We start from the raw sequence: 21,129 nt of genomic DNA, 5'->3' as shown, positions 1-21,129 counted from the left end.
ATGATAATCAGTTCTGCACCAGAGTACCACGAGACACGTGAAACCTTGTGGGAAGCAGGGAGGACCACCTCCCAAGGCTAAATACTACCTGATGACCGATAGTGAAGCAGTACCGTGAGGGAAAGGTGAAAAGAACCCCGGGAGGGGAGTGAAATAGAACCTGAAACCATGTGCCTACAACCGATCAGAGCACCTTATGTGTGTGATGATGTGCTTTTTGTAGAACGAGCCAACGAGTTACGGTATGTAGCGAGGTTAAGTACTTAAGGTACGGAGCCGAAGGGAAACCGAGTCTTAATAGGGCGACTAGTTGCATGCTGTAGACCCGAAACCGGGTGACCTATCCATGGCCAGGTTGAAGCGAGGGTAAAACCTCGTGGAGGACCGAACCACGTTGCTGTTGAAAAAGCATGGGATGAGCTGTGGATAGCGGAGAAATTCCAATCGAACTCGGATATAGCTGGTTCTCCTCGAAATAGCTTTAGGGCTAGCGTCGGAAAATGTGAGTAGTGGAGGTAGAGCACTGAATAGGCTAGGGGGCATAGCGCTTACCGAACCTTATCAAACTCCGAATGCCACATACTATCAGTCCGGCAGTCAGACTATGAAAGATAAGTTCCATGGTCAAAAGGGAAACAGCCCAGATCGTCAGCTAAGGTCCCAAAGTGTAAGTTAAGTGGAAAAGGATGTGGGATTTCTAAGACAACTAGGATGTTGGCTTAGAAGCAGCCACTCATTAAAAGAGTGCGTAATAGCTCACTAGTCAAGAGATCCTGCGCCGAAAATGTCCGGGGCTCAAACTTACCACCGAAGCTACGGGTTCACGTTTTACGTGAGCGGTAGAGGAGCGTCGTAATCGGGCTGAAGTCGTACCGTAAGGAGCGGTGGACTGATTACGAGTGAGAATGTTGGCATTAGTAGCGAGATGTAGGCGAGAATCCTACAGGCCGAATATCTAAGGTTTCCTGAGTAAAGTTTGTCTTCTCAGGGTTAGTCGGGACCTAAGGCGAGGCCGAAAGGCGTAGTCGATGGACAATTGGTTGATATTCCAATACCACTATAATCGTTATTATCGATGGTGTGACGGAGAAGGATAGGATGTGCTAGCTATTGGATGCTAGTCTAAGCGTTTAGGGAGTTGGGATTGGCAAATCCGTTCCAACAATTCTGAGGCGTGATGGGGAAGGTTCTACGGAACCGAAGTATCTGATTCCATGCTTCCAAGAAAAGCATCTAGAGAGAGAAGTAGTGCCCGTACCGCAAACCGACACAGGTAGATGAGGAGAGAATCCTAAGGCCGACGGAAGAATTGCAGTTAAGGAACTAGGCAAATTGACCCCGTAACTTCGGGAGAAGGGGTGCCTGAGAAATCAGGCCGCAGAGAATAGGCACAAGCAACTGTTTAACAAAAACACAGGTCTCTGCTAAAGCGAAAGCTGATGTATAGGGGCTGACGCCTGCCCGGTGCTGGAAGGTTAAGGGGAACACTTAGCGAAATATCGCGAAGGTGTGAACTTAAGCCCCAGTAAACGGCGGCCGTAACTATAACGGTCCTAAGGTAGCGAAATTCCTTGTCAGGTAAGTTCTGACCCGCACGAATGGCGTAATGACTTGTGCACTGTCTCAACTGCAAATCCGGCGAAGTTGTAGTGCGAGTGAAGATGCTCGCTACCCGCGATTGGACGGAAAGACCCCGTAGAGCTTTACTGTAGCTTAGCATTGAATTTCGGTATTGTCTGTACAGGATAGGTGGGAGACTGGGAAACTAGGGCGTCAGCCTTGGTGGAGTCGTTGTTGGGATACCACCCTGATAGTATTGAAGTTCTAACTGGATGCCATGAAACTGGTGACAGGACATTGTTAGGTGGGCAGTTTGACTGGGGCGGTCGCCTCCTAAAATGTAACGGAGGCGCCCAAAGGTTCCCTCAGAACGGTCGGAAATCGTTCGAAGAGTGTAAAGGCAGAAGGGAGCCTGACTGCGACACCTACAAGTGGAGCAGGGACGAAAGTCGGGCTTAGTGATCCGGTGGTACCTCGTGGGAGGGCCATCGCTCAACGGATAAAAGCTACCTCGGGGATAACAGGCTGATCTCCCCCAAGAGTTCACATCGACGGGGAGGTTTGGCACCTCGATGTCGGCTCGTCGCATCCTGGGGCTGAAGTAGGTCCCAAGGGTTGGGCTGTTCGCCCATTAAAGCGGCACGCGAGCTGGGTTCAGAACGTCGTGAGACAGTTCGGTCCCTATCCGTCGCGGGCGTAGGAAATTTGAGAGGAGCTGTCCTTAGTACGAGAGGACCGGGATGGACTGACCTATGGTGTACCAGTTGTTTCGCCAGAAGCATAGCTGGGTAGCTAAGTCGGGAAGGGATAAACGCTGAAAGCATCTAAGTGTGAAGCCCACCTCAAGATGAGATTTCCCATAGCATAAGCTAGTAAGACCCCTTGAAGACTACAAGGTTGATAGGTCAGAGGTGTAAGTATGGTGACATATTTAGCTGACTGATACTAATAGGTCGAGGGCTTGACCAATATAATCAAGTTGTAATATACATTAATAGAGGAAGCTCGACTCACTGGCGTTCGCTGAGTAAGTTCGAGTATCCAAATATAAAATTTGGACTCTCACTTATGTGCAATTTTGAAAGAACAAGGTTCTTTTAAGTAGTAATTATTTAATATAATTGCTGAAAAAATAGTATAAGCGATGAACTTGGGTTATTTTTTTCTAAGGAAACACTAACTCACATACGTTCGTTGGTGTGCTGTTTTTCAACCAAATCGAAGATTTGGGAAAAACATGCATCTCGTGATGATGGCATAGAGGTAACACTCCTTCCCATTCCGAACAGGAAAGTTAAGGTCTATAGCGCCGATGGTACTGCATGGGAGACTGTGTGGCAGAGTAGGACGTTGCGAGGTAAGTATTAAAGATAGCTGTAATAGCTATCTTTTTTTGTCTTATTAAATATACTAATTAAATTGGTAATAAGGAAGTTTTTATATATTGATTTCAAATAAATTTATGATTCATGTACAATTTGAAATCTCTTAAATAATAACCATAATTGTTCAACCATTTTATTAACTTAATATGGCATTGAGTTAGTTATCTACTATTCATTAAACATACAGCAGTTGAAGCAGCTATATTGAACTTAATACTTGTTTGTTCATTTCTCAGGTTATAAAGTAAAGAAATATGAGTTTCAATTAGTAAATAAATTTAATAATAAACGATAAGCTTATTTCATATGTTATAAAAGAATGCATGAACCTAGCTTTTATTGCTTTAATTTAGTTTTTATGTTGTATATAATCTAGAACAAGCGGGAAGAAAGTCGTTAATAAGAAATAATCTTATTAAGTTGAGTTTTTCTATGTTACTTATTTACATATATAGAATATATATTATCAATTTAATTTTCTTGTAACATATGAAGTAATATGTTAAAATAGTGTCAAATAATTAGGTGTAAAAGTTTTATTATTGAAATTTATCAAAAATATTCTGATAATAATATTAAAACAATAATATTATTGTACGATAATTAAATAATAAAGACTAAATGAAGATTCAAAAAATAAGATATATTTAAAAGGATATGAGAGGAGAATATTTAATGGAGGCAGGTTGTAATTCATCTGAAGGAGAATCTATCTTAAATAATTGGATGAAGGAAAAGTGTGATAATATGGAGTTGGTAGTAGTGAATGATATTCCGATTTTAGTGGAGGATTGTTTATCTATACTAACAGGTACTGTTGCTAAAGTTAAAAGCTCAACTGATAAGTTAATTGTCACAACTATAGATAATACTAATTATGTTTTAGAATCATTCACAGAGATGAATGTTACAAATTAAACGTATTTCGAAAATCAATATTAACATGCTGGAACTCGATTGTATACATAAGAAGATAGTTCTTTGCAAGAATATAAGAGTGATATTTGGATTCCTATGATATCAAAGGGGAAAAATTAGTAATAAAGTATTTAAAATTAAATATAATTGGCTTATTATTGCCGATATTTAACATAAAAGCAGGTGGTTTTAATCAAATCACCTGTTTTTATTTTGCAATAAAATGAGGTGACTCTCTTTTTCACATATTAGGGAGTGGTGACGAGGGTGAAAGTATCAATAAAGTATGATAGAAAAAATTTTAATAGTCATAGAAAATTTAATGTATTCTGATGAAAAAAATTAACAAGCTACTTTGAAGTTTATGAAATTATTTTGATAGTAATGTATTTATATGAATAATATTCATATAAAACCTATATAAGGAATACAATCCTTGTATGTTATGAATTGTACGGCATATGGCACTATGATATAATTATGTTAAAAGATGAAGAAAAACTATAAGAAATTATGGTATGCAACCCTATAGGTGATAAATTTATAGGAATATGTATATTATTTACTAAATGAAACGAGATAAAGCAATATTCCATGACTATTCGTTTGAATAGTTTTTTGTTATATAGAATTATAATAAAATTAATCAAATCTGTTTATCAGTACAATTCCTTAGAAGTACAGATAAAAAGTTACTTTGATTTATAGGAGGAGGGAAGAAGGACTAAAAGAGTGTTGATAAGCTTAATTAAGCACATTTACGAAAGATAAATTTAGGTAGTGTAAAAAATATATGAAAAATCAATCCAACTACCATTTAATGTTAAATTATGTTTGCTAGTTGCCCTTGACACACCTAAAGATAAATGGTCTTAGGCAGTTAAGGACGGGTGAATGATAATTTTGAACATGACTAATAGACCCGCCTATTGAGATATTTTACCATTTATCTTTGTGGGCGTGTCAAGGGTGCGTTTCACCAACTGCTTTAGATCATTAGGCAGTTATTGTACAGTTATTTAGAACAAAGTCTTGAGATAGTTCAATAAATTTGCACCATCTAGTAGGCATGTTGGACATTGACTCTAACTCTTCAAGGATTACAGGAGTTTTGCCTTCAAGGGCAGAATGTGGTCTTAGAAAGTTAAAGTATGCCACAAACATAGTTACAAATGCAACCGACCCGTTAGGACTTCCGAAGCCAGTAGTAGCTCTATAATTGCCTTTAAAGGTTCGGTTAAGACGTTCAATAATTTGCTTCAATGGCCTATATTCTTTTGAAACTTCATCTTTATTGGTTAAGCCTATAACTTGAGTAACATCGAATTTTATACTATGGCTTGCAAAGAAGTGCTGTGCAAGAAGATATATAGGGTTACCATCAGTTATAAGATTAAGATCTTCAGGTATTTCTTTTAACTTACTTAGAACATCATCGATGGCTTTTACAGCCGTTTCGGTATCTCTATGTGGTGATACTCTGTAAGATAGAATAATCTTTTTAACAGCATCAAAAAAGAAGAAAATATAGTTCCACTTACCGTTAACTTTTATGTAGGTTTCATCGCCGCAGAAAGAGTCAGAAAGTTTATAATCGTAGTTATCTATAAATGGCTTAACTACAATTGAAACGGCATTAACATAGTTTAAAATTGCTTGATGAGATATTTTAATATCATGAATATCTTTAAGCAATGCAGCTGTCTTTCTGGAAGATAAACCGTAGTTAACGTAGTAAGTTAGAATGAGTCCTAAGGTGTAAGAAGAAATCATAATGTTTGGAAGAGAAACCTTTGATTTTACCGGACTTTCTTTAGAAAGTGGCTTAAAGTCAAAAGTGAAATCTCTAAATATGTATCTAACTTTGAACTTACCAGGATTCTTCTTAAAATCTTGTTTTTCAGATTTTGTCATTGATTTAAGATTATTTTGGTAAAAAGAGCAATTATCATTCTTACACTTATAAACGTAGAAATCCTTACGCGCCTTGATTCTTTCAAGTGTTTTACTGCAGTGAGGACATCTTAACACTATGGATTTCTGATAGTAATTTTTAGGATTGAATGTGGTATCACAGACTTTGCAAAGATATTGTCCTCGGCCTCCGTTATTATCGTAAAGATAGGTATGTGGAGCACCACACTTAGGACAGATAACATCCTTAGGAGCTAACGCTTTGTTTTTGCGAGGTTTCACAGGAGCAAATTCTTTGCCGTGCTTAAACTCATATTCAGCTATTAGAAGCTTATAGTTAAGTTTTTCGGGAACATCAAAGATTGGTTGATCATCTACTTGAAGCTTTCGGTATTCTTTCTTAACAGGTTCGTCCGAAATGCTTTTAAGCAAGTTTTTGCCAACCAGCAAAGTCATGAGATACTTTATAATTTCAATAAGATAAATTACAGTTTCAAGAAGAAACTTATTAATCATGGTAATAGCTTGCCTCCTTTTTTAGTTCAGTGTTTTTGTTTTGCAAGTATAAAATATCTTAACTTTTTGGGGGTGGCAAGTTATTTATATAAAAAATAAGAAAAATTAAAGGGTTGCTGCCTTAGTTAGATAAAAAACTTTGACAGTACCGTCGATTGAATGGGGGAGAATATATGAAATTAACACCAATAAGATTAAGGAGATTAAACTCTGGTCTTGATAGTGAGGAGGTTATAGAAGCATTAAAAATAAGTAAAAGTACATTTTATAAGTTAGAGCAAGGATGGACAAGACCATCGCCAGCACTGATAAAAAGACTTGCAGATATTTATAAATGCTCAACAGATGACATATTTAGAGATTTAAAGATAACAGGGTAGACAATAAAAGATGCATAAAAATTTATGAGTGCATTATGAAGAGGCGAAAAACAAAAGTTATCGAGATAGATATTTTATGTCAGGGGGAATTCAAATTGTTAATTAAGTGTAACTGGAGAACCTGTAAAAATTATAAAGATGGAGTATGCAGAGCAGATTCTATTGAATTAAAGAGCTTTGATTACGAGGAAGATAACGAAGAGTTAGAAGGTTTAAAATGTGCCACATATGAATATGATTCCTTTTGGATGTGTGATAAGGGAAGAGAAGTAGATGTAAGATGATATATAAAATACGAAAGCTATAAGATGGTATAGGAGTTGATAAGATGAGCGAGGGCTGGTTTAAGATTCATAGAGTTTTATTTGAAAAGGCTATTTGGTTAAATTCAACTTTAGAGCAGAAGGTTATATTGATTACGATTCTAAGTATGGCAAATCATGAAAAAAGAGAGTGGGAATGGAAAGGAACAAAGTTTAAAGCAGAAGCAGGTCAATTTGTAACTTCATTAGAGGGAATAGTTAAGAAAAGTGGTGATGGTATATCACTTCAAAATGTAAGAACTGCCCTTAAAAAATTTGAAAGATATGATTTTTTAACACAAGAGGTAACAACGACTGGAAGACTTATAAAGATAGTAAACTGGGAACTTTACCAAGGAAAGCAAGAGAAAAATAGCAGGCATTCTAACAGTGAATTAACAAGTATCTCACAAACAGCTGACAAAGAGCTAACAACTAACAAGAATAATAAAAACTATAATAATCATAAGAATAATGTGTTTGTAGAAGAATTTACCGAAAATAAGCTGCTAATTGAAAGTATATTAGAATTTATAAAAATGAGAGAAAGAATTAAAAAGCCAATAACAGATAAGGGATTAAAAATATTATTGAATAAACTAAAAGATTTATCTCAAGACGAAGAAATACAAATTAAAATTTTAGAAAACAGCATAGAGCATTGTTGGCAGGGATTATATCCATTGAAGGAGGAAAAGTATATTTATGGACGCACTTCAAAGAATATTAAATCAGGTGAGAGAAAATTCAATATCAAAATCCCAGAACGGAAACCAAAAGAAGGTGCAGGCTGCGCAAGAGACAGGCCATTTTAAATGTGAAAAATGTAAAGATACAGGTTATATTATAAAAGCTCAGTTTCATGCACAGCCACTGATGACACCATGTTCGTGCTTAGAGATTGAAAATGTCAAAAGGTTATGGAAGAATAGTGGGATAAACCCAGAAAATTTAGAAAAGACCTTTAGCAATTTTGAAGAATGGTCAAGAACTTCTAAAAAAATGAAATTTATTGCAACAGAGTATTACATGAGTTTTGATGAGATAAGATCAAATAGGAAAAATTCAATTCTACTTTGTGGTAATCCAGGAAGCGGAAAGACTCATATTGCCTTAGCTCTTGCAAATAACTTTTTGAAAAATAATATAAAAGTTGTTTACATGCCTTACAGAGATGTAATTACAAGTCTTAAACAAAATATCCTAGACAAAGAATATTATAAAAAGACCTTAAGCAAATATCAAACCTCTGAAATTCTATTAATTGATGATTTATATAAAGGAAAAGTTAATGAAACAGATGTAAATATAATGTTTGAACTGATAAATTATAGGTATTTTAATCACTTGCCAGTTATTGTTTCAAGTGAGTTCACAGTTGAAAGACTGCTAAATTTTGATGAAGCAATAGGAAGTAGAATATATGAAATGACCAAGGATTTTATAGTTGAGATTCAAGGCACAGAAAATAATTATAGACTGAGGTGAGAATATGTCCAATATACATTGGTGCATATGCTTAAAAAGCAGCAATATGCCAGGAAAAATAATTTTTAAAAAACATGCTGAATTTGGAGATAAGATAAATAAAATCTTAAAGAAGAAAAGTGCTGAGTTGATGGGGGGAGAGGTTTTGAAAGATGAATGTAGATATGAAGATGAAAACAAAGATTTAGAGTGCGAAAATGATTTTGCTCTAATAAAAGAAATTAATGCATTAAATTATGAAAATAATGAAACAAGTAAAAATGATGAAAATATCAAGAATAAAGTTTTAATTAATAAAGTTGAGGGGAGAAATAATATGGATTCAAAAGGAATTATACAAAGATTAAATACATGCATCATAGCATTAAACAGGAGTAATACACAATTAAAAACTTTGGGGCTTAAAAAGGCTCAAGCAGAGAAAGAATATAAAGTAAAACAAGCCGAAGAAATATTAAAACTTAGGGAAGATAAATATCCAGCTACCTTAATAATGGAATTAGTCAAAGGAAATAAAGAGGTTGCAGAATTAAGACTTCAAAGAGATGTAGCAGAAAATGCTTATTTTACATGCTTAGATGGAATAGATAATTTAAGAATAGAAATAGAATTGATAAAGAATAAATTAAAGTGGCTTAGAGCTGAACTTAATAGTCTATAAAAGAGACTTACATGGTGATTTTATTTATTAATGTTTAGGTTAGATGCAAACTTCATACCAGTAGAAAATGATAAATCATAGTGTAAATATAAAAATTGATTAAATTGAGATCTATTTTGCGGAGAGGTATAAGGAAACTTTGGAAGATTAGTGAGTAAGAAGGCTAATGAGTAAGGAGGAGTGATATATATGAATATATCACTCTGCAAACAAGGAATTGGGAATGATTACAATTAAATCATAACATATAAATGCATCATTGTAATGGTTTTTAATAACCAAAATTGTGGCATCATTCCCCATTTCTTTTGAGCTAAATTCATCTAGCTATACATGTTGAAATAATATAATGTTCAAAATCAAATTTATATAAATCTCAGTAGAAATTGAATACATATTTGTTCTATAGGACTATGAAAATTTCGCTGAAATGTTCTAAATTGAAGGTTGCACTTATTACTGCATGTTCCACTTTCAATGTGACAAGCAGTAAGTGGAACAACTTCTCATTAAGAATCTAAGCAGCTTATTTTAAAATGCCTACTTAATAGTATGAACTTTGAGGTTACAAACATGTACCAAATTTCTCTGTTTATGATATATATATTGCCAAAATAATTCTTCAGCATAATTCTAAAAATATTAAAAGAATTTTAGCTGTAATTGTGAATTGTGAAATGTGAATTGCAACATATATATATCAAATTTTCAATGTGGAGACCTATTATATACAAAATGAATTTTGTTTATTTTTAGAAATTTAGAAACTAGGGGTGGTTAATATGAACAGTACAATAGATAAAGTAAGAAGATATAGAGAAATTTTAGCAGACATACAAGATATAGAAATAAGAGTTCAGGAGCTTGAGGAAGAAATCATAGGGATAAGTGGAATAGAGATGGGAGAAAGAACAGGAAAAACTTATAAGATTACTTCAAGTGTGGAACAGCAAGCAGAAAAGTTAATGGAAAGAAAAGAAGCTTTATATAGGGAGCAATCAAATAAGAAAAGAGAATTAAAAAGGATAGAAAATGCGCTTACTATATTGACTGAAGAAGAAAGTGACATTATAAAAATTGTTCATATAGAACATAGAAAATATTATGTTGTTCAGGAAAAATTAAAGCTATCTTATCAAAGGATCAAGCAGCTAGAAAAGCAGGCAGCCACTAAGATGGAAAAGTATATATCATAATGATTTTGGAAATATATTTCCTCGGAAATATTTGTTGTAAAATTGAAAAATTCAAAGGGAATGTGCATTGTGAATCGCAACATATATAATAATATTATAATCAATAGCCATATTTATGTATATAAAATACCCCAAAAAGTCTACAGCATTTTATTGTAGACTCTTTGAGTTTTTGAAGATATTATTTCCAAATTAACAGATTATTCACTTGGAGCAAAATAAAAGTAATAGAAAAATTTTAGAAATCGTAAATAATATCTATAAAAAATTAGTACTGAAATCATCTATAATAATAGATGAACTAAAAACACTTACGGAAATGATATGTTCCCTTCATACTGTCAAGTTTATTATTTTAACTGACTATTATAAAGGGAGCATATCAAAAAGTAAGTGTTTTTATTATATAAAAATAAATAATAAAGGGAGTGTAGTAGAAAGGATGGTATATATGAAAGGTATAGACGTAAGTAATCATAATGGAAGCATAAATTTTGGACAGGTGAAATATTCAGGAATAGAAGCTGTTTACATTAAAGCTACAGAAGGTACAACATTCAAAGATCGCTGTTTAGAGGTTAATTATTCCAATGCACATTGCGAAGGATTAAAAACTGGATTTTATCATTTCTTAGTTGGGACTAGTGAGCCAGAAACTCAGGCTAATAGTTTTTATAATGCTATAAAGGATAAAGCAAATGATCTAATTCCAATGTTAGATGTGGAAAGTAATTTTGATGGATTAATGGACTTTGTATTACGATTTATTGCTAAATTTAAAGAGATATCAAAGATGCAAATTGGTATTTATACTTATACTAGTTTTACAGATAACCTGGATGATAGAATTGCTGGCTATCCGTTATGGGAGGCGAATTATAATAATACTCCATGGAAATTAAATTCTAATTTCTTTGCTAATAGAGTGGGGCACCAATATTCGGAAACAGGATGTGTAAATGGTATAGATACTGATTGCGATATGAATGAGTTTAATGATGGAATACTAAATAAAACTAATGGATATGTAAGAACTAATTATCTTCCAATTGGATATAGAGGGGATGGAAGTTTTGCTGGAGTTGACATGGAATATGTGCAAGAATATTTTGAAGATATTCGTATCTATGCTAATTCAAATGAAAATGGAATCTGGGTTGAAACTCAAAATTTGCCTATGAGCAAATGTTTAGAATTAAAAGATACGTTAGGAAGTTGGTTTTGTGATATAAAATAGTTTAAAGGGCATGAGAGCAATCTTATGCCCTCTATTTTTTTGTACTTTTCTAATATGTCCTTAGTAACAGAATTGTAGAGAGTTATTATAGGAGCAGTTTATGTGGTATCTTGAAATATATGTTATAATAATCATTATATGGAATGGAGATTTGGTTTAGAATAGTAATTAAATGTGCATTAAATACATTTTAGGGGTAATGATTAAAAATGAAAAAATATTTTTTTATAATCATTAGTGTTTTAATACTAATTTTTATTGGATTTAGTAAGTCAAATACAACAAACATTAATAGGTATCTTAATAGCGGAACTAAGATTGATACAAATGCGAAAAACTTTATGCCTGCTATTGAGGATTTACCTAAATATAAAGATATATCATATAAATATAATCATTTTTCAATAATATTATTTGAGACAGATGCAATAACGCTTGTTGTTAACTATGATGAAGAAACATATGAAAAAGAAAAAGAAAAATTAACAGAAAAGTATAAGTTTTTAGACCATAAAGTTGTTTCTGATTTTGATAAAAGTAAATATTATATTCCTGAATATGAATTCTCAATAAACAATTATGATTTTAAAGTTGTAGAGGGAAATGATAATTATGAAGCAAGATATCCAAAGTCATTTGGTATGATTGGAACATCTGATGAAAAAAAGAGTATAGCATATTTATATTTCTATGATGATGATTTAGATTATATACGAAAAGATAAGGATAGCCCCATGGCTGATTTTGTAAAGAAGAATTTTAAATATGATTTTTAGAAATTAAAAGAAATGTACACCTAATTCAAATGAAAATGGAATTTGGGTTGAAACTCAAAATTTGCCTATGAGCAAATGTTTAGAATTAAAAGATACGTTAGAAAGTTGGTTTTATGATATAAAATAGTTTAAAGGGCATGAGAGTAATCTTGTGACCTCTATTTTTTTTTTGTACTTTTCTGCTATATTTCTAGTAAAAGAATTGTGGGGGAGCTATTATATGAGTGGCTTGTGTGGTGTTTTGAAATATATGTTATAATAATCATTATATGGAACAGAAATTTGGTTCAGAATAGTAAATAAATACGAATCATGTGAGGTGATGTTAATGAATAATTTGAAGACACCATTAGGTTTTATTAAAATATATATCGATGATATTGAGATAGAATATAATGCTGTAAAATTGGATAATGATTCAGTTATATTTCCTAATGTTGATGGCAGATATAGAATAGCAGTAGAATATGAAAGTGATAATTTACCACATTTGATTTGTTGCGTAATTGATGACGTGGAATACAGCAAAGTTAAATGTTATCCTGAATCAGGAGAAAGACTGGAATGCCAAGCTTTTTATCAAGGAAAGGTAAAGTTATCAATCGGAATAGAATGCGATACTGGTTACTTTGATACTGGAGAAAGAATTGGTAACTATGATTATGACAGTAGGTATTTAGAAAACGGAATAGGATACAGCATATTATCAACAACTGAATCTCATGAACTTGTTTTTGGAATAGCTTGGATTAATGATTGTACTGATGAAAATGATGTGCAAACGTGGTATGGGGCGGACCCAACATTTATGTAATTAATTAGTAGAATTGAAGTTCTAATAATTCGCAATATTCTTAAAATGTGTACTTAATGAAAATTGAGATGATGTATTGCTAATGTATTTTGTGTAAGTGATATTTTTATAATATGAACATTAAGTGGAAAATACGGTAAAGCAACCTATATAAAAATGAAGAAAAGTTTATAGTTGCTTAGATATTAACATATTTTTAAATAGTAGCAATAAATGCTTCTCTTTAAGATTAGAATAAACTACAAAATAGGAGGTATTATGGAGATAGAGTTTAAAATTTCAAGGGATGAGTTAATAAATTTTAATATGAAGTATATTGTTAACACAAAAATTTATAAAAAACAAATTCGTGCATATGTTGGACTTGTTTCTTTTATACTGCTTGGATTGATACTTTTACTTAGAAGTATTTTATATATTGAAACTATTATTATTATGTACATTATATTCTTCTTTTCTAGAAAAAAGATATTTGACAGATCATTAAGAAGAAAACTTCTAAGAATATATGGAACAGATAAATTAACAGATACATTTGAAGCAACACATTTAAACCTTATAGAAAAAGGAATAAAAACTAATACTAGATTTTCAGAGAAAATTCATAATTGGAATTCTATAAAAGGTTTGTATTTATTAGAAGAATATATTTTTATACCTACAATGAATGGTGAAAGTTTAGTAATACCTCTATCGTCGCTTTCTTCAATGGAGGATAAGAAGCTGTTTTTAGATACTATTATTAATAATACAAATTTAGAATTAAAATATAGTTATCCTGATTCTGTTTAGCTTTAAATTTTATAAAACCTTTTAAATTTTGAGAGGAGGTATAATATGAAAAGAGTCTTTCTTTTAATCCTTACTACAATAATTATATTTCAATCTTTGATTGCATGCTCAACCAATAAAAATGTTGCATTTAAAGAATTTTATTCCAATGTAATTGGATTTAGTAAAACTGATGAAGAACAAACTATTCAGCAAGATACGATTCTAATGTTGACTAATGAAGAGTTTCAAAGGTTTAAAGATAGATATTTTACACCAAGAGAAATTCCAATGAAATCACCTGATAAGGAAATGGCAATTTTATACTTACAAATACCTTCTCAAACTAGTTCAGTACAAGGATATAGTGTTGAAAGTATAAATGTAGGCAATGATACTTTAACAGTAAACTTAAAAAAATCATCAGTAGCGCAAGTTGATGGAATAGAAGGTTTTGATGGTACATGGAAATGGGTTATGTTAGTTGAAGTAGACAAAACTAATTTAAAAGATAATATGAAGATTATAGAAAGAAATGATTGAGTTTGAAAGAATGAAAAGAAAGATATATTGGAGGAATAGGAGGAGCTATTGGTGGCTTTTTTGGCACAGGAATAGGATTTTCATTAACTGATAAAATTGGATTAAGCGGTAATGTTTTTAAGGTTATAATCGTATCAATTATAGCAGGATTTATTGCGTTCTGTGCTTGTAAAGTATTACGCTTGATATGGAAATAATTAAATAAAGATATTTTATCAGAGGATATCTTAATATATAATAGTTTTAAGGGCGTGAAAATAATTTTGTGCCCTCCGTTTTTTTGTAAAAAAGCAAAGATATGCTATAATAAAGTAAACGTTAAAATAAAGTAATAGTAAACGTTGTTATTAAATTTTATGAGAATATTGGAAACATAAAGGAGATTGATAATTTATGGTAGAGAACATTACAGAATATTCATTAAATGATGGGCTTAAAGTGCCAAGCATTGGTTTTGGGACATACAGTCTAAATGGTATAGACGGAGCTAATAGGATTAAAGAGGCAATTGATTTAGGGTACAGATTAATTGATTCAGCATTTAATTATGAAAATGAAGGCGCAGTTGGAGAAGCAGTAAGGAAATGCTCTGTTTCAAGAGAAAAGCTTATAATTACTTCTAAATTACCTGGTCGTCATCACTCATATAAAGAAGCTATTAATACAGTTGAAGAATCATTATTTAGAGCTGGATTAGATTATTATGATTTATATCTTATTCATTGGCCTAATCCAAGAATTAATTTATATGTTGAAGCTTGGCAGGCAATGATTGAATTAAAGAAAAGAGGCTTAATTAGATCAATAGGTGTTTGCAATTTTATGCCTGAACACTTAATAACTTTAATAAAGGAAACTGGAGTAACTCCTAGTATTAATCAAATTGAGCTTCATCCTTATTTTAATCAAGAAGAGCAACGTGCTTGTAACAAAGAACATGGTATACTTACAGAATCTTGGAGTCCTCTTGGAAGAGGTAATAGTATGCTACAAGATGAGAAAATTGCTGGAATTGCTGAAACACATAAAAAATCTATTTCACAAGTAATTTTACGTTGGCATATACAATTAGGGGCTATTCCACTTCCAAAAGCATCATCAAAAGAGCATCAATTAGATAATCTAAATATTTTTGATTTTGAATTATCAGAAGATGAAATGAAAATCATTTCTGGACTTTCTCGTGAAGATGGTCGTACAACTAATCAAGACCCTAGAGTTTACGAAGAATTCTAATAAAATAAGCGGTAGAAAGGAACAACCTGACTACTGCTTATTTTTATGTTTATATATTACTTCTCGTGATAAAACTTAGTAAAGCAGTAGAGAGGAAGGCCCTAACTACTGCTTTTGTCTTTTAGGAAACACAATATTCTATCATACATTAGTATGAGATTAAGAATTAATAATGAAAATATATCCACTCCATTAGTATATTATCCGGCAATAAAAATGTGATAAAAATTAGTAAGATAATTGATATTTTCATTATTTCTTTTATGGCAAATCTTAAATTAATACATAGTATAGAATTGTGAAGATATTCTTATGTACTATAACTTAATGATAGTATGATGTGCGCTATGAAAAAAAAATATATAAATGAATTAACACCATTAAATAGAAATATTTAATTTTATTATTGATTACGGAGGAGAAAAAAATGAGTAACAAAGAATGCTGTGACTGTGATGACCTTGGAATCATGTATACCATTAATTGTGAAGGAACTCTTAGCGACGATGCCGAGTGCTGTCCAAGGATGGATTACCCTGGAAAAGATGCATTGGAAGATGCGTATAATCAAGGACGCAATAAAGGGTATTGTGATGGTGTAGAAGCTGGACGTGAAGATGGATACTGTAAAGGATACGAGCAGGGAGCAAAGGAAGCATGCGAAAATACAAAGCAAAAAGCTTTAGATTGTATAAGAAATATTAATTGCCGTTAGAATAATATATTTATTGTTTAGTAAATTTACTAAATAACAAAAATAAGAGATAGCAGAAGATCATGTGAATGATAATAAAGCTATCTCTTTATTTATTGAAAATAGGAAACGTATTTTAATTATTAACATAATTTTGGAATAATATACATGAATAATAAAAAATATTATCAAGATTTCTTTAATGGAATGGATATATTTGAAGGTGAAGAAAATATTATTATAGATCCAGCCACGTTGGAGAGCTACTCCACATTATAAGAAGTTTACTGCGGAGAGTACAATGGTATATGTTTGTCATAATTGTGCAGATATTTTTCAGGAAACTATGAAGGAAGTGAAGATGATTTCACTTTGGGAACTTATTTTGAATGATGAAGAATTTAAGTTCCTAGATTATTCACATGAAAAAATGACATTACAAGATTGTTGGCGCTCTTATGATAACCGTTCAGAGCAAGATGCTGTCCATGGGTTATTGAAGAAAATGAATGTAAACATTGTGGAGCAAGATGAGAACTATGAAAAAACGCAGTTTTGCGGAGTATCTTTGTATGCACCAGCGCCAAAACGAAATTTGAAGTTGGCACCGAAACGATTTGTTGAAAATGCAGAGGGAAAATTTATTCCTAGCACAAGCGAGGAGCAAGAGAGGTTGATGCGTGAACATTGCTAAAATATTACTACTGATAAAGTGGTCGCTTACTGTCTGTATTGTGTCAAAGGGCTTAAGCTTGGTGAGAAGCAAGCAAAGCATTTAGCTAGCTTATTATTTGATAATTAAGAATAACATTTGAGATATAATTCAAGAGAGGCTTGATGAGTTTTATTTATAATGAGGCTGTAGTAATACATCTACTAAAAAAATAGACAAGCTGGAAATAATATAGGTGATAGCCTCATTTAATTAGTTTAAAGGTAGATTAAGTAGAAATACTTAGTTTACCTTTTATTTTTTTGTAAAATTAATAGCAAATTATGTGAATTAGCATAATATAAAATTAGGAAACTATTAATTTAATAAATCATGATGAATAACGAAGGAGAAAAGAAAATGGGAAACAATTATTATAATTACGATAAAAATAAATGTGATTATAACGATAAAAAAGAATATGATGAAAAGTATTATAAGATAAAAAATCATAATCATGAATTTGAATCAAGTACAGATTATGAAGAAGATGATGAAGGTGAATTGCACAATCATCGTGTTGCTGGCGTTACTGGTCCTCCAATTAAATATGGGAAAACTCATATTCATAAAGTAGCCGAGCTTACAGATACTTTTGGAGATCATTTTCATGAGATTTGTGACACTACTGGCCCAGCTATTTATCTTCCAGGTGGAAAACACATCCATTTAGTAAAGGGCAGAACAACTGTTGCAGATGGACATCAGCATGATTATTTTTTCACTACTCTAATTGAAGATCCTACTAATGTACCAGAAGATAAAAAATGTTAAGGTCAGAAAATAATATTTAAAGTAATATTTACAATATATATGTTGCAATAATAAATTTAAATTTTAAACTCTAGTAAGCCAAGCATTTAATTAAGACTAGAAGGTAGAAATTTAATCGCAACATATATAGATTATATAATTGAAAAATATTAAATTATTGATGAAGTTATACTCATATCTATTATATTATAAGAAAATACCAATAAAGGTAGATTAAGTAGAAATACTTAGTTTACCTTTTATTTTTTTAGTTCTTTTCAAACTCATTTGAAGAGATGGCTATATAAGTTATATTCACAAATGGCACAATATCAAAAAAATTGATACTATTATAATTTCTTAAAGAATAAAAAGGCAGCAGCTTTAGCTGCCACCAGTCCATTTTGCATAATTAGTATAGCTCAAATTGATTATTAACGTCAAGGGATGATAAAAAATAAACAATATATGATATAATTTGATTATAATGGTAATGCATTGGCAAGCAAAGATTATTTATATATAAAGTATGGTTGGAGGGGATTATGAATTTAGAAGAACAGAGACAATTAATTTTATCTGGTAAAATGTATAATGATTTGACAACAGAATTGATTGAGGCAAGAGAAAAAACTGTATTTCTTACAAATGAATATAATAATAGTTTTGGTAAGCCTCAGCATGAAAGAGAAGAAATATTAAAAAGGTTACTGAAAGGTATTGGAAGAGGAGTCCACTTTGAACCAACATTTCGATGTGAATTTGGTTTTAATATTACAATTGGAGATAATTTTTATGCCAATTTCGATTGTGTAATGTTAGATGGTGGAGGGATAAACATAGGCGATAATGTTTTGTTTGGTCCAAGAGTTGGAATTTATACATCTAATCATGCAACGTATGCAAAAGAACGAGTAGCAGGAGGTTGTTATGCAAAACCTGTAAAGATAGGCAATAATGTATGGATTGGGGCAGGCGTTAATATAAATCAAGGGGTAACAATTGGAGATAATACAATTATAGGCTCTGGCAGTGTTATTACAAAAAGCATTCCAGCCAATGTAATTGCTGCAGGTGTACCATGTAAAGTAATCAGAGAAATTACAGAAGAGGACAAGACGGGATTTGAAATATGAAAAAGCAACCAGATATTTAGGGCATGCAAAAATACTGGCATGCTCTAATTTAAATCATTACAGTGAAAATTTCATAAGTCAGATGGAGCAAATAGGACTATGAGAATTTCGGAGGAGAGTAGCATAAGTTAGGTTCTCATTGCTGGCCCTATAAACAATGTCACACTTATATTAATGATTTTGGTATAGATAACCCAACTAAGACCTGAACTTATGCATATAACTCGCCGAAATGAATAATATACTTTTGTTCCAGTTTCTAGGTAATTCTGATGGGTGATTCTAAGTCTATAAAGTTGCACCCAAAGTGCTAGCCTCAAAGAACAAGCTTTGAACTAGCACATTTTGAACAACTTATAGCCAAAGAATCACATCCATCAAAATTACCAATGAAACATTCCACAAAAGTATATTACCCATTTCTAGTTGGGATATATTTCATAGTATAAATCTAACTTATAATTGGCTTATCTATATATTGGCACCATAATAATTTTAGACAATCCTATTATTTTGGAGAGGATGACTTATTGTGTCTAACAAAAATTCTTTGAACAATAGTATTATAAACATAGTCGTTTCAGTTTTATGGGGTGTATTTATATGTATAATAATTAGTTCAATCATCATATGGGAAAAAACAAGCGGTTTGATTTATATTCTATCAGGAGTTATTGGAGCTCTAGGAATTTTATTCAATATATATCTTTTATCGAAAGAAAAATCGAGAAAAAATGAGTGAGGATTATGAATAAGAAATAGTATAATTCATCATCGCTTATGCTGACACGCGGAATTAATTTTGAAGCAAAATATCTTAATTGATATTAAGTTTTTAGGAAGAGAATATTCTAATATTCTTTACCATATTTATTCTAAAGAATATACATTCTTTAGAATATTACCATAGAAGAATATATATTCTTCAGAATATGCTTGAAAAATGCGGGTTCGAGGCTGGTATGGTTTTATGTTCACTTTAAATTCTTAGGTGATAAACTAAGAATAATAGCCACAATATCAAATATGGATGGTAAGTGGTGGAATGTTATTGGTGTTAGCATAGTTTTATGTTCTTGCTAAAAAATAAATTATATGTGTTGTAAATGAACTTTGTATATTTTTATTTAAATTAAGAGTTTGATTTACCTGAATTAATTCTCTGAAAGGTTTAAATTAGAACAATACAATGAAAGCAGGCAGATATTAGATTATGACAGATAATATAGTATTTAAAAAAATAGACGATGATTTTGCAATTCAGCTTTTAGAAATACTAAACAATGATGAAAAGCTACAAGCTGAGCTAGGAACAAGTGATCATAATATATCTAAAGAAGAATTTATTAATCATAATAATAAATGGGCTACAAGTACCAATTCAGAAATATTTGCGATAGTACTAAATGGTAGAGCTATAGGAACAATTTCATTGAGTCATCAAAATCTAAAAGAAAGCAAGGCTCAAGTGGGGTACTGGATTGGAAGTTATTATTGGAAAAATGGATATACAAGCAAGGTTTTCTCTAAAATATTAGACTATGCTAAAGGAAAAGGAATAAGATATTTAAGTGCTAAAATTAATGAAGAAAATATTGCTTCTAAAAGAATCTGGGAAAAATACAATGCAAATATAAAAATAGTGGACAATGGCTTTTACGCCAATATATTATTGCCTGATATTGATGGCAAAGGCTGATGATGTATAAGGAAGGAGGTATTTGTTTGAAAAAATTAAGTCATTCATTTAGTGGTGCATTAAGAACTTTCTCATTTTGGATTGCAAATGGAACTGTAGGTTATCCGTTATTGGAGGGGATTGATTATTCGTGTATATTTGAAGAACCAAGTGCTATGGAACAAGCATATGCAATCTTTGCTAACGTAATTGAAATGGATGATAACGGTAATGTGTTAAATGCAAAATATGCCGAGAAGAGAGCAGCGCAATTTATAAGAAGTTATGTTGACGAAAATTATGTAGTAGATCCGCCCTTAGAAGGATGGGAAGTGCAACTCTATTGTTGTGATAGCAAATTAAATGATATGTAATGGGCGTTACTTAGATATAAATATAATATTGTAGTGAGTAGACGTAGTTTGCATTTGCTGATCTTGTATATATTTTACTTATAAA

20 protein-coding genes and 2 rRNA genes (1 of these 22 cut by a window edge) are annotated in these 21,129 nt (G+C 31.7%); 21 read left to right on the top strand and 1 reads right to left on the bottom strand.

The features are described from left to right. The 3 genes from PZA12_RS19250 to PZA12_RS19240 all read left to right on the top strand — a co-directional run. Positions 1–2,529: ribosomal RNA gene (locus PZA12_RS19250) — 23S ribosomal RNA — on the top strand; it begins 382 nt to the left of the window's first position. 273 nt (positions 2,530–2,802) lie between these two features. Further along, positions 2,803–2,919: ribosomal RNA gene (rrf, locus tag PZA12_RS19245) — 5S ribosomal RNA — on the top strand. 701 nt (positions 2,920–3,620) lie between these two features. Continuing rightward, positions 3,621–3,863, top strand: coding sequence for a hypothetical protein (locus PZA12_RS19240; protein WP_077838240.1), 243 nt, complete (start codon positions 3,621–3,623; stop codon positions 3,861–3,863). 996 nt (positions 3,864–4,859) lie between these two features. Here PZA12_RS19240 and PZA12_RS19235 read toward each other — a convergent pair. Next, entirely contained in the window at positions 4,860–6,293 is a 1,434-nt protein-coding gene (locus PZA12_RS19235; RefSeq protein WP_168983577.1) for a DDE-type integrase/transposase/recombinase, read from the bottom strand. A gap of 173 nt (positions 6,294–6,466) precedes the next feature. Here PZA12_RS19235 and PZA12_RS19230 point away from each other — a divergent pair, with 173 nt between their 5' ends. The 18 genes from PZA12_RS19230 (at position 6,467) to PZA12_RS19140 (ending at position 21,044) form a co-directional block, all read left to right on the top strand. Next, positions 6,467–6,673, top strand: coding sequence for a helix-turn-helix domain-containing protein (locus PZA12_RS19230; RefSeq protein WP_012059900.1), 207 nt, complete (start codon positions 6,467–6,469; stop codon positions 6,671–6,673). Positions 6,674–6,768: 95 nt separating this feature from the next. Next, complete coding sequence (locus PZA12_RS19225; RefSeq protein WP_017213046.1) at positions 6,769–6,957, top strand: DUF1540 domain-containing protein; 189 nt, start codon at positions 6,769–6,771, stop codon at positions 6,955–6,957. A gap of 44 nt (positions 6,958–7,001) precedes the next feature. Next, entirely contained in the window at positions 7,002–7,790 is a 789-nt protein-coding gene (locus tag PZA12_RS19220; protein WP_077845136.1) for a hypothetical protein, read from the top strand. Further along, complete coding sequence (locus PZA12_RS19215; protein ID WP_077845135.1) at positions 7,681–8,463, top strand: ATP-binding protein; 783 nt, start codon at positions 7,681–7,683, stop codon at positions 8,461–8,463. The genes PZA12_RS19220 and PZA12_RS19215 overlap by 110 nt, the downstream gene beginning before the upstream one ends. 4 nt (positions 8,464–8,467) lie before the next feature. Beyond that, entirely contained in the window at positions 8,468–9,124 is a 657-nt protein-coding gene (locus PZA12_RS19210; RefSeq protein ID WP_078116857.1) for a hypothetical protein, read from the top strand. A gap of 782 nt (positions 9,125–9,906) precedes the next feature. Next, positions 9,907–10,320, top strand: coding sequence for a hypothetical protein (locus PZA12_RS19205; protein ID WP_077845133.1), 414 nt, complete (start codon positions 9,907–9,909; stop codon positions 10,318–10,320). Positions 10,321–10,771: 451 nt separating this feature from the next. Continuing rightward, complete coding sequence (locus PZA12_RS19200) at positions 10,772–11,557, top strand: GH25 family lysozyme (protein WP_077853688.1); 786 nt, start codon at positions 10,772–10,774, stop codon at positions 11,555–11,557. A 209-nt stretch (positions 11,558–11,766) separates the two neighbouring features. Then, the gene (locus PZA12_RS19195) at positions 11,767–12,333 is read left to right on the top strand and encodes a hypothetical protein (protein WP_077842693.1); all 567 of its coding nucleotides are present in this window, start codon (positions 11,767–11,769) and stop codon (positions 12,331–12,333) included. Positions 12,334–12,661: 328 nt separating this feature from the next. Then, a complete protein-coding gene (locus PZA12_RS19185) occupies positions 12,662–13,147 on the top strand; it encodes a hypothetical protein (RefSeq protein ID WP_078116856.1) in 486 nt (161 codons plus the stop codon). Positions 13,148–13,405: 258 nt separating this feature from the next. After that, a complete protein-coding gene (locus PZA12_RS19180; protein ID WP_078116855.1) occupies positions 13,406–13,939 on the top strand; it encodes a YcxB family protein in 534 nt (177 codons plus the stop codon). 45 nt (positions 13,940–13,984) lie between these two features. Beyond that, the gene (locus PZA12_RS19175; RefSeq protein WP_171983659.1) at positions 13,985–14,461 is read left to right on the top strand and encodes a hypothetical protein; all 477 of its coding nucleotides are present in this window, start codon (positions 13,985–13,987) and stop codon (positions 14,459–14,461) included. Positions 14,462–14,854: 393 nt separating this feature from the next. Next, complete coding sequence (locus tag PZA12_RS19170) at positions 14,855–15,697, top strand: aldo/keto reductase (RefSeq protein ID WP_078116854.1); 843 nt, start codon at positions 14,855–14,857, stop codon at positions 15,695–15,697. A gap of 427 nt (positions 15,698–16,124) precedes the next feature. Next, positions 16,125–16,412 (top strand): hypothetical protein, encoded by a 288-nt coding sequence (locus PZA12_RS19165; protein WP_078116853.1) that lies wholly within the window; start codon positions 16,125–16,127, stop codon positions 16,410–16,412. A gap of 280 nt (positions 16,413–16,692) precedes the next feature. Then, positions 16,693–17,085, top strand: coding sequence for a hypothetical protein (locus PZA12_RS19160; protein WP_243156817.1), 393 nt, complete (start codon positions 16,693–16,695; stop codon positions 17,083–17,085). A gap of 378 nt (positions 17,086–17,463) precedes the next feature. After that, positions 17,464–17,877: a YmaF family protein gene (locus PZA12_RS19155; RefSeq protein ID WP_077853689.1), complete on the top strand. Its 414-nt coding sequence runs from the start codon at positions 17,464–17,466 to the stop codon at positions 17,875–17,877. A gap of 524 nt (positions 17,878–18,401) precedes the next feature. Further along, positions 18,402–18,992 carry a sugar O-acetyltransferase gene (locus tag PZA12_RS19150; protein ID WP_078116852.1) on the top strand — a complete coding sequence of 197 codons (591 nt, stop codon included), beginning with the start codon at positions 18,402–18,404 and terminating at the stop codon, positions 18,990–18,992. 1,213 nt (positions 18,993–20,205) lie between these two features. Continuing rightward, complete coding sequence (locus tag PZA12_RS19145; protein ID WP_103699187.1) at positions 20,206–20,691, top strand: GNAT family N-acetyltransferase; 486 nt, start codon at positions 20,206–20,208, stop codon at positions 20,689–20,691. Positions 20,692–20,717: 26 nt separating this feature from the next. Beyond that, positions 20,718–21,044, top strand: coding sequence for a DUF7677 family protein (locus PZA12_RS19140; protein ID WP_197714531.1), 327 nt, complete (start codon positions 20,718–20,720; stop codon positions 21,042–21,044). Positions 21,045–21,129 lie beyond the last annotated feature (85 nt).

Origin of the sequence: Clostridium beijerinckii (genome assembly GCF_036699995.1) — a bacterium.
Taxonomy (GTDB): Bacteria; Bacillota; Clostridia; order Clostridiales; family Clostridiaceae; genus Clostridium; species Clostridium helianthi.
Note: the sequence above shows the minus strand (reverse complement) of the source record. Positions and strands in the feature narration are given on the sequence as shown.

Excerpts from the sequence above, each read along its gene's own strand:
- PZA12_RS19215 (WP_077845135.1), top strand. The coding sequence starts at position 7,681 with ATGGACGCACTTCAAAGAATATTAAATCAGGTGAGAGAAAATTCAATA.
- PZA12_RS19240 (WP_077838240.1), top strand. The coding sequence starts at position 3,621 with ATGGAGGCAGGTTGTAATTCATCTGAAGGAGAATCTATCTTAAATAAT.
- PZA12_RS19150 (WP_078116852.1), top strand. The coding sequence starts at position 18,402 with ATGAATTTAGAAGAACAGAGACAATTAATTTTATCTGGTAAAATGTAT.
- PZA12_RS19170 (WP_078116854.1), top strand. The coding sequence starts at position 14,855 with ATGGTAGAGAACATTACAGAATATTCATTAAATGATGGGCTTAAAGTG.
- PZA12_RS19230 (WP_012059900.1), top strand. The coding sequence starts at position 6,467 with ATGAAATTAACACCAATAAGATTAAGGAGATTAAACTCTGGTCTTGAT.
- PZA12_RS19165 (WP_078116853.1), top strand. The coding sequence starts at position 16,125 with ATGAGTAACAAAGAATGCTGTGACTGTGATGACCTTGGAATCATGTAT.
- PZA12_RS19220 (WP_077845136.1), top strand. The coding sequence starts at position 7,002 with ATGAGCGAGGGCTGGTTTAAGATTCATAGAGTTTTATTTGAAAAGGCT.
- PZA12_RS19210 (WP_078116857.1), top strand. The coding sequence starts at position 8,468 with ATGTCCAATATACATTGGTGCATATGCTTAAAAAGCAGCAATATGCCA.
- PZA12_RS19145 (WP_103699187.1), top strand. The coding sequence starts at position 20,206 with ATGACAGATAATATAGTATTTAAAAAAATAGACGATGATTTTGCAATT.
- PZA12_RS19180 (WP_078116855.1), top strand. The coding sequence starts at position 13,406 with ATGGAGATAGAGTTTAAAATTTCAAGGGATGAGTTAATAAATTTTAAT.
- PZA12_RS19175 (WP_171983659.1), top strand. The coding sequence starts at position 13,985 with ATGAAAAGAGTCTTTCTTTTAATCCTTACTACAATAATTATATTTCAA.
- PZA12_RS19200 (WP_077853688.1), top strand. The coding sequence starts at position 10,772 with ATGAAAGGTATAGACGTAAGTAATCATAATGGAAGCATAAATTTTGGA.
- PZA12_RS19155 (WP_077853689.1), top strand. The coding sequence starts at position 17,464 with ATGGGAAACAATTATTATAATTACGATAAAAATAAATGTGATTATAAC.
- PZA12_RS19205 (WP_077845133.1), top strand. The coding sequence starts at position 9,907 with ATGAACAGTACAATAGATAAAGTAAGAAGATATAGAGAAATTTTAGCA.
- PZA12_RS19160 (WP_243156817.1), top strand. The coding sequence starts at position 16,693 with ATGGTATATGTTTGTCATAATTGTGCAGATATTTTTCAGGAAACTATG.
- PZA12_RS19195 (WP_077842693.1), top strand. The coding sequence starts at position 11,767 with ATGAAAAAATATTTTTTTATAATCATTAGTGTTTTAATACTAATTTTT.
- PZA12_RS19235 (WP_168983577.1), bottom strand. The coding sequence starts at position 6,293 with ATGATTAATAAGTTTCTTCTTGAAACTGTAATTTATCTTATTGAAATT.
- PZA12_RS19185 (WP_078116856.1), top strand. The coding sequence starts at position 12,662 with ATGAATAATTTGAAGACACCATTAGGTTTTATTAAAATATATATCGAT.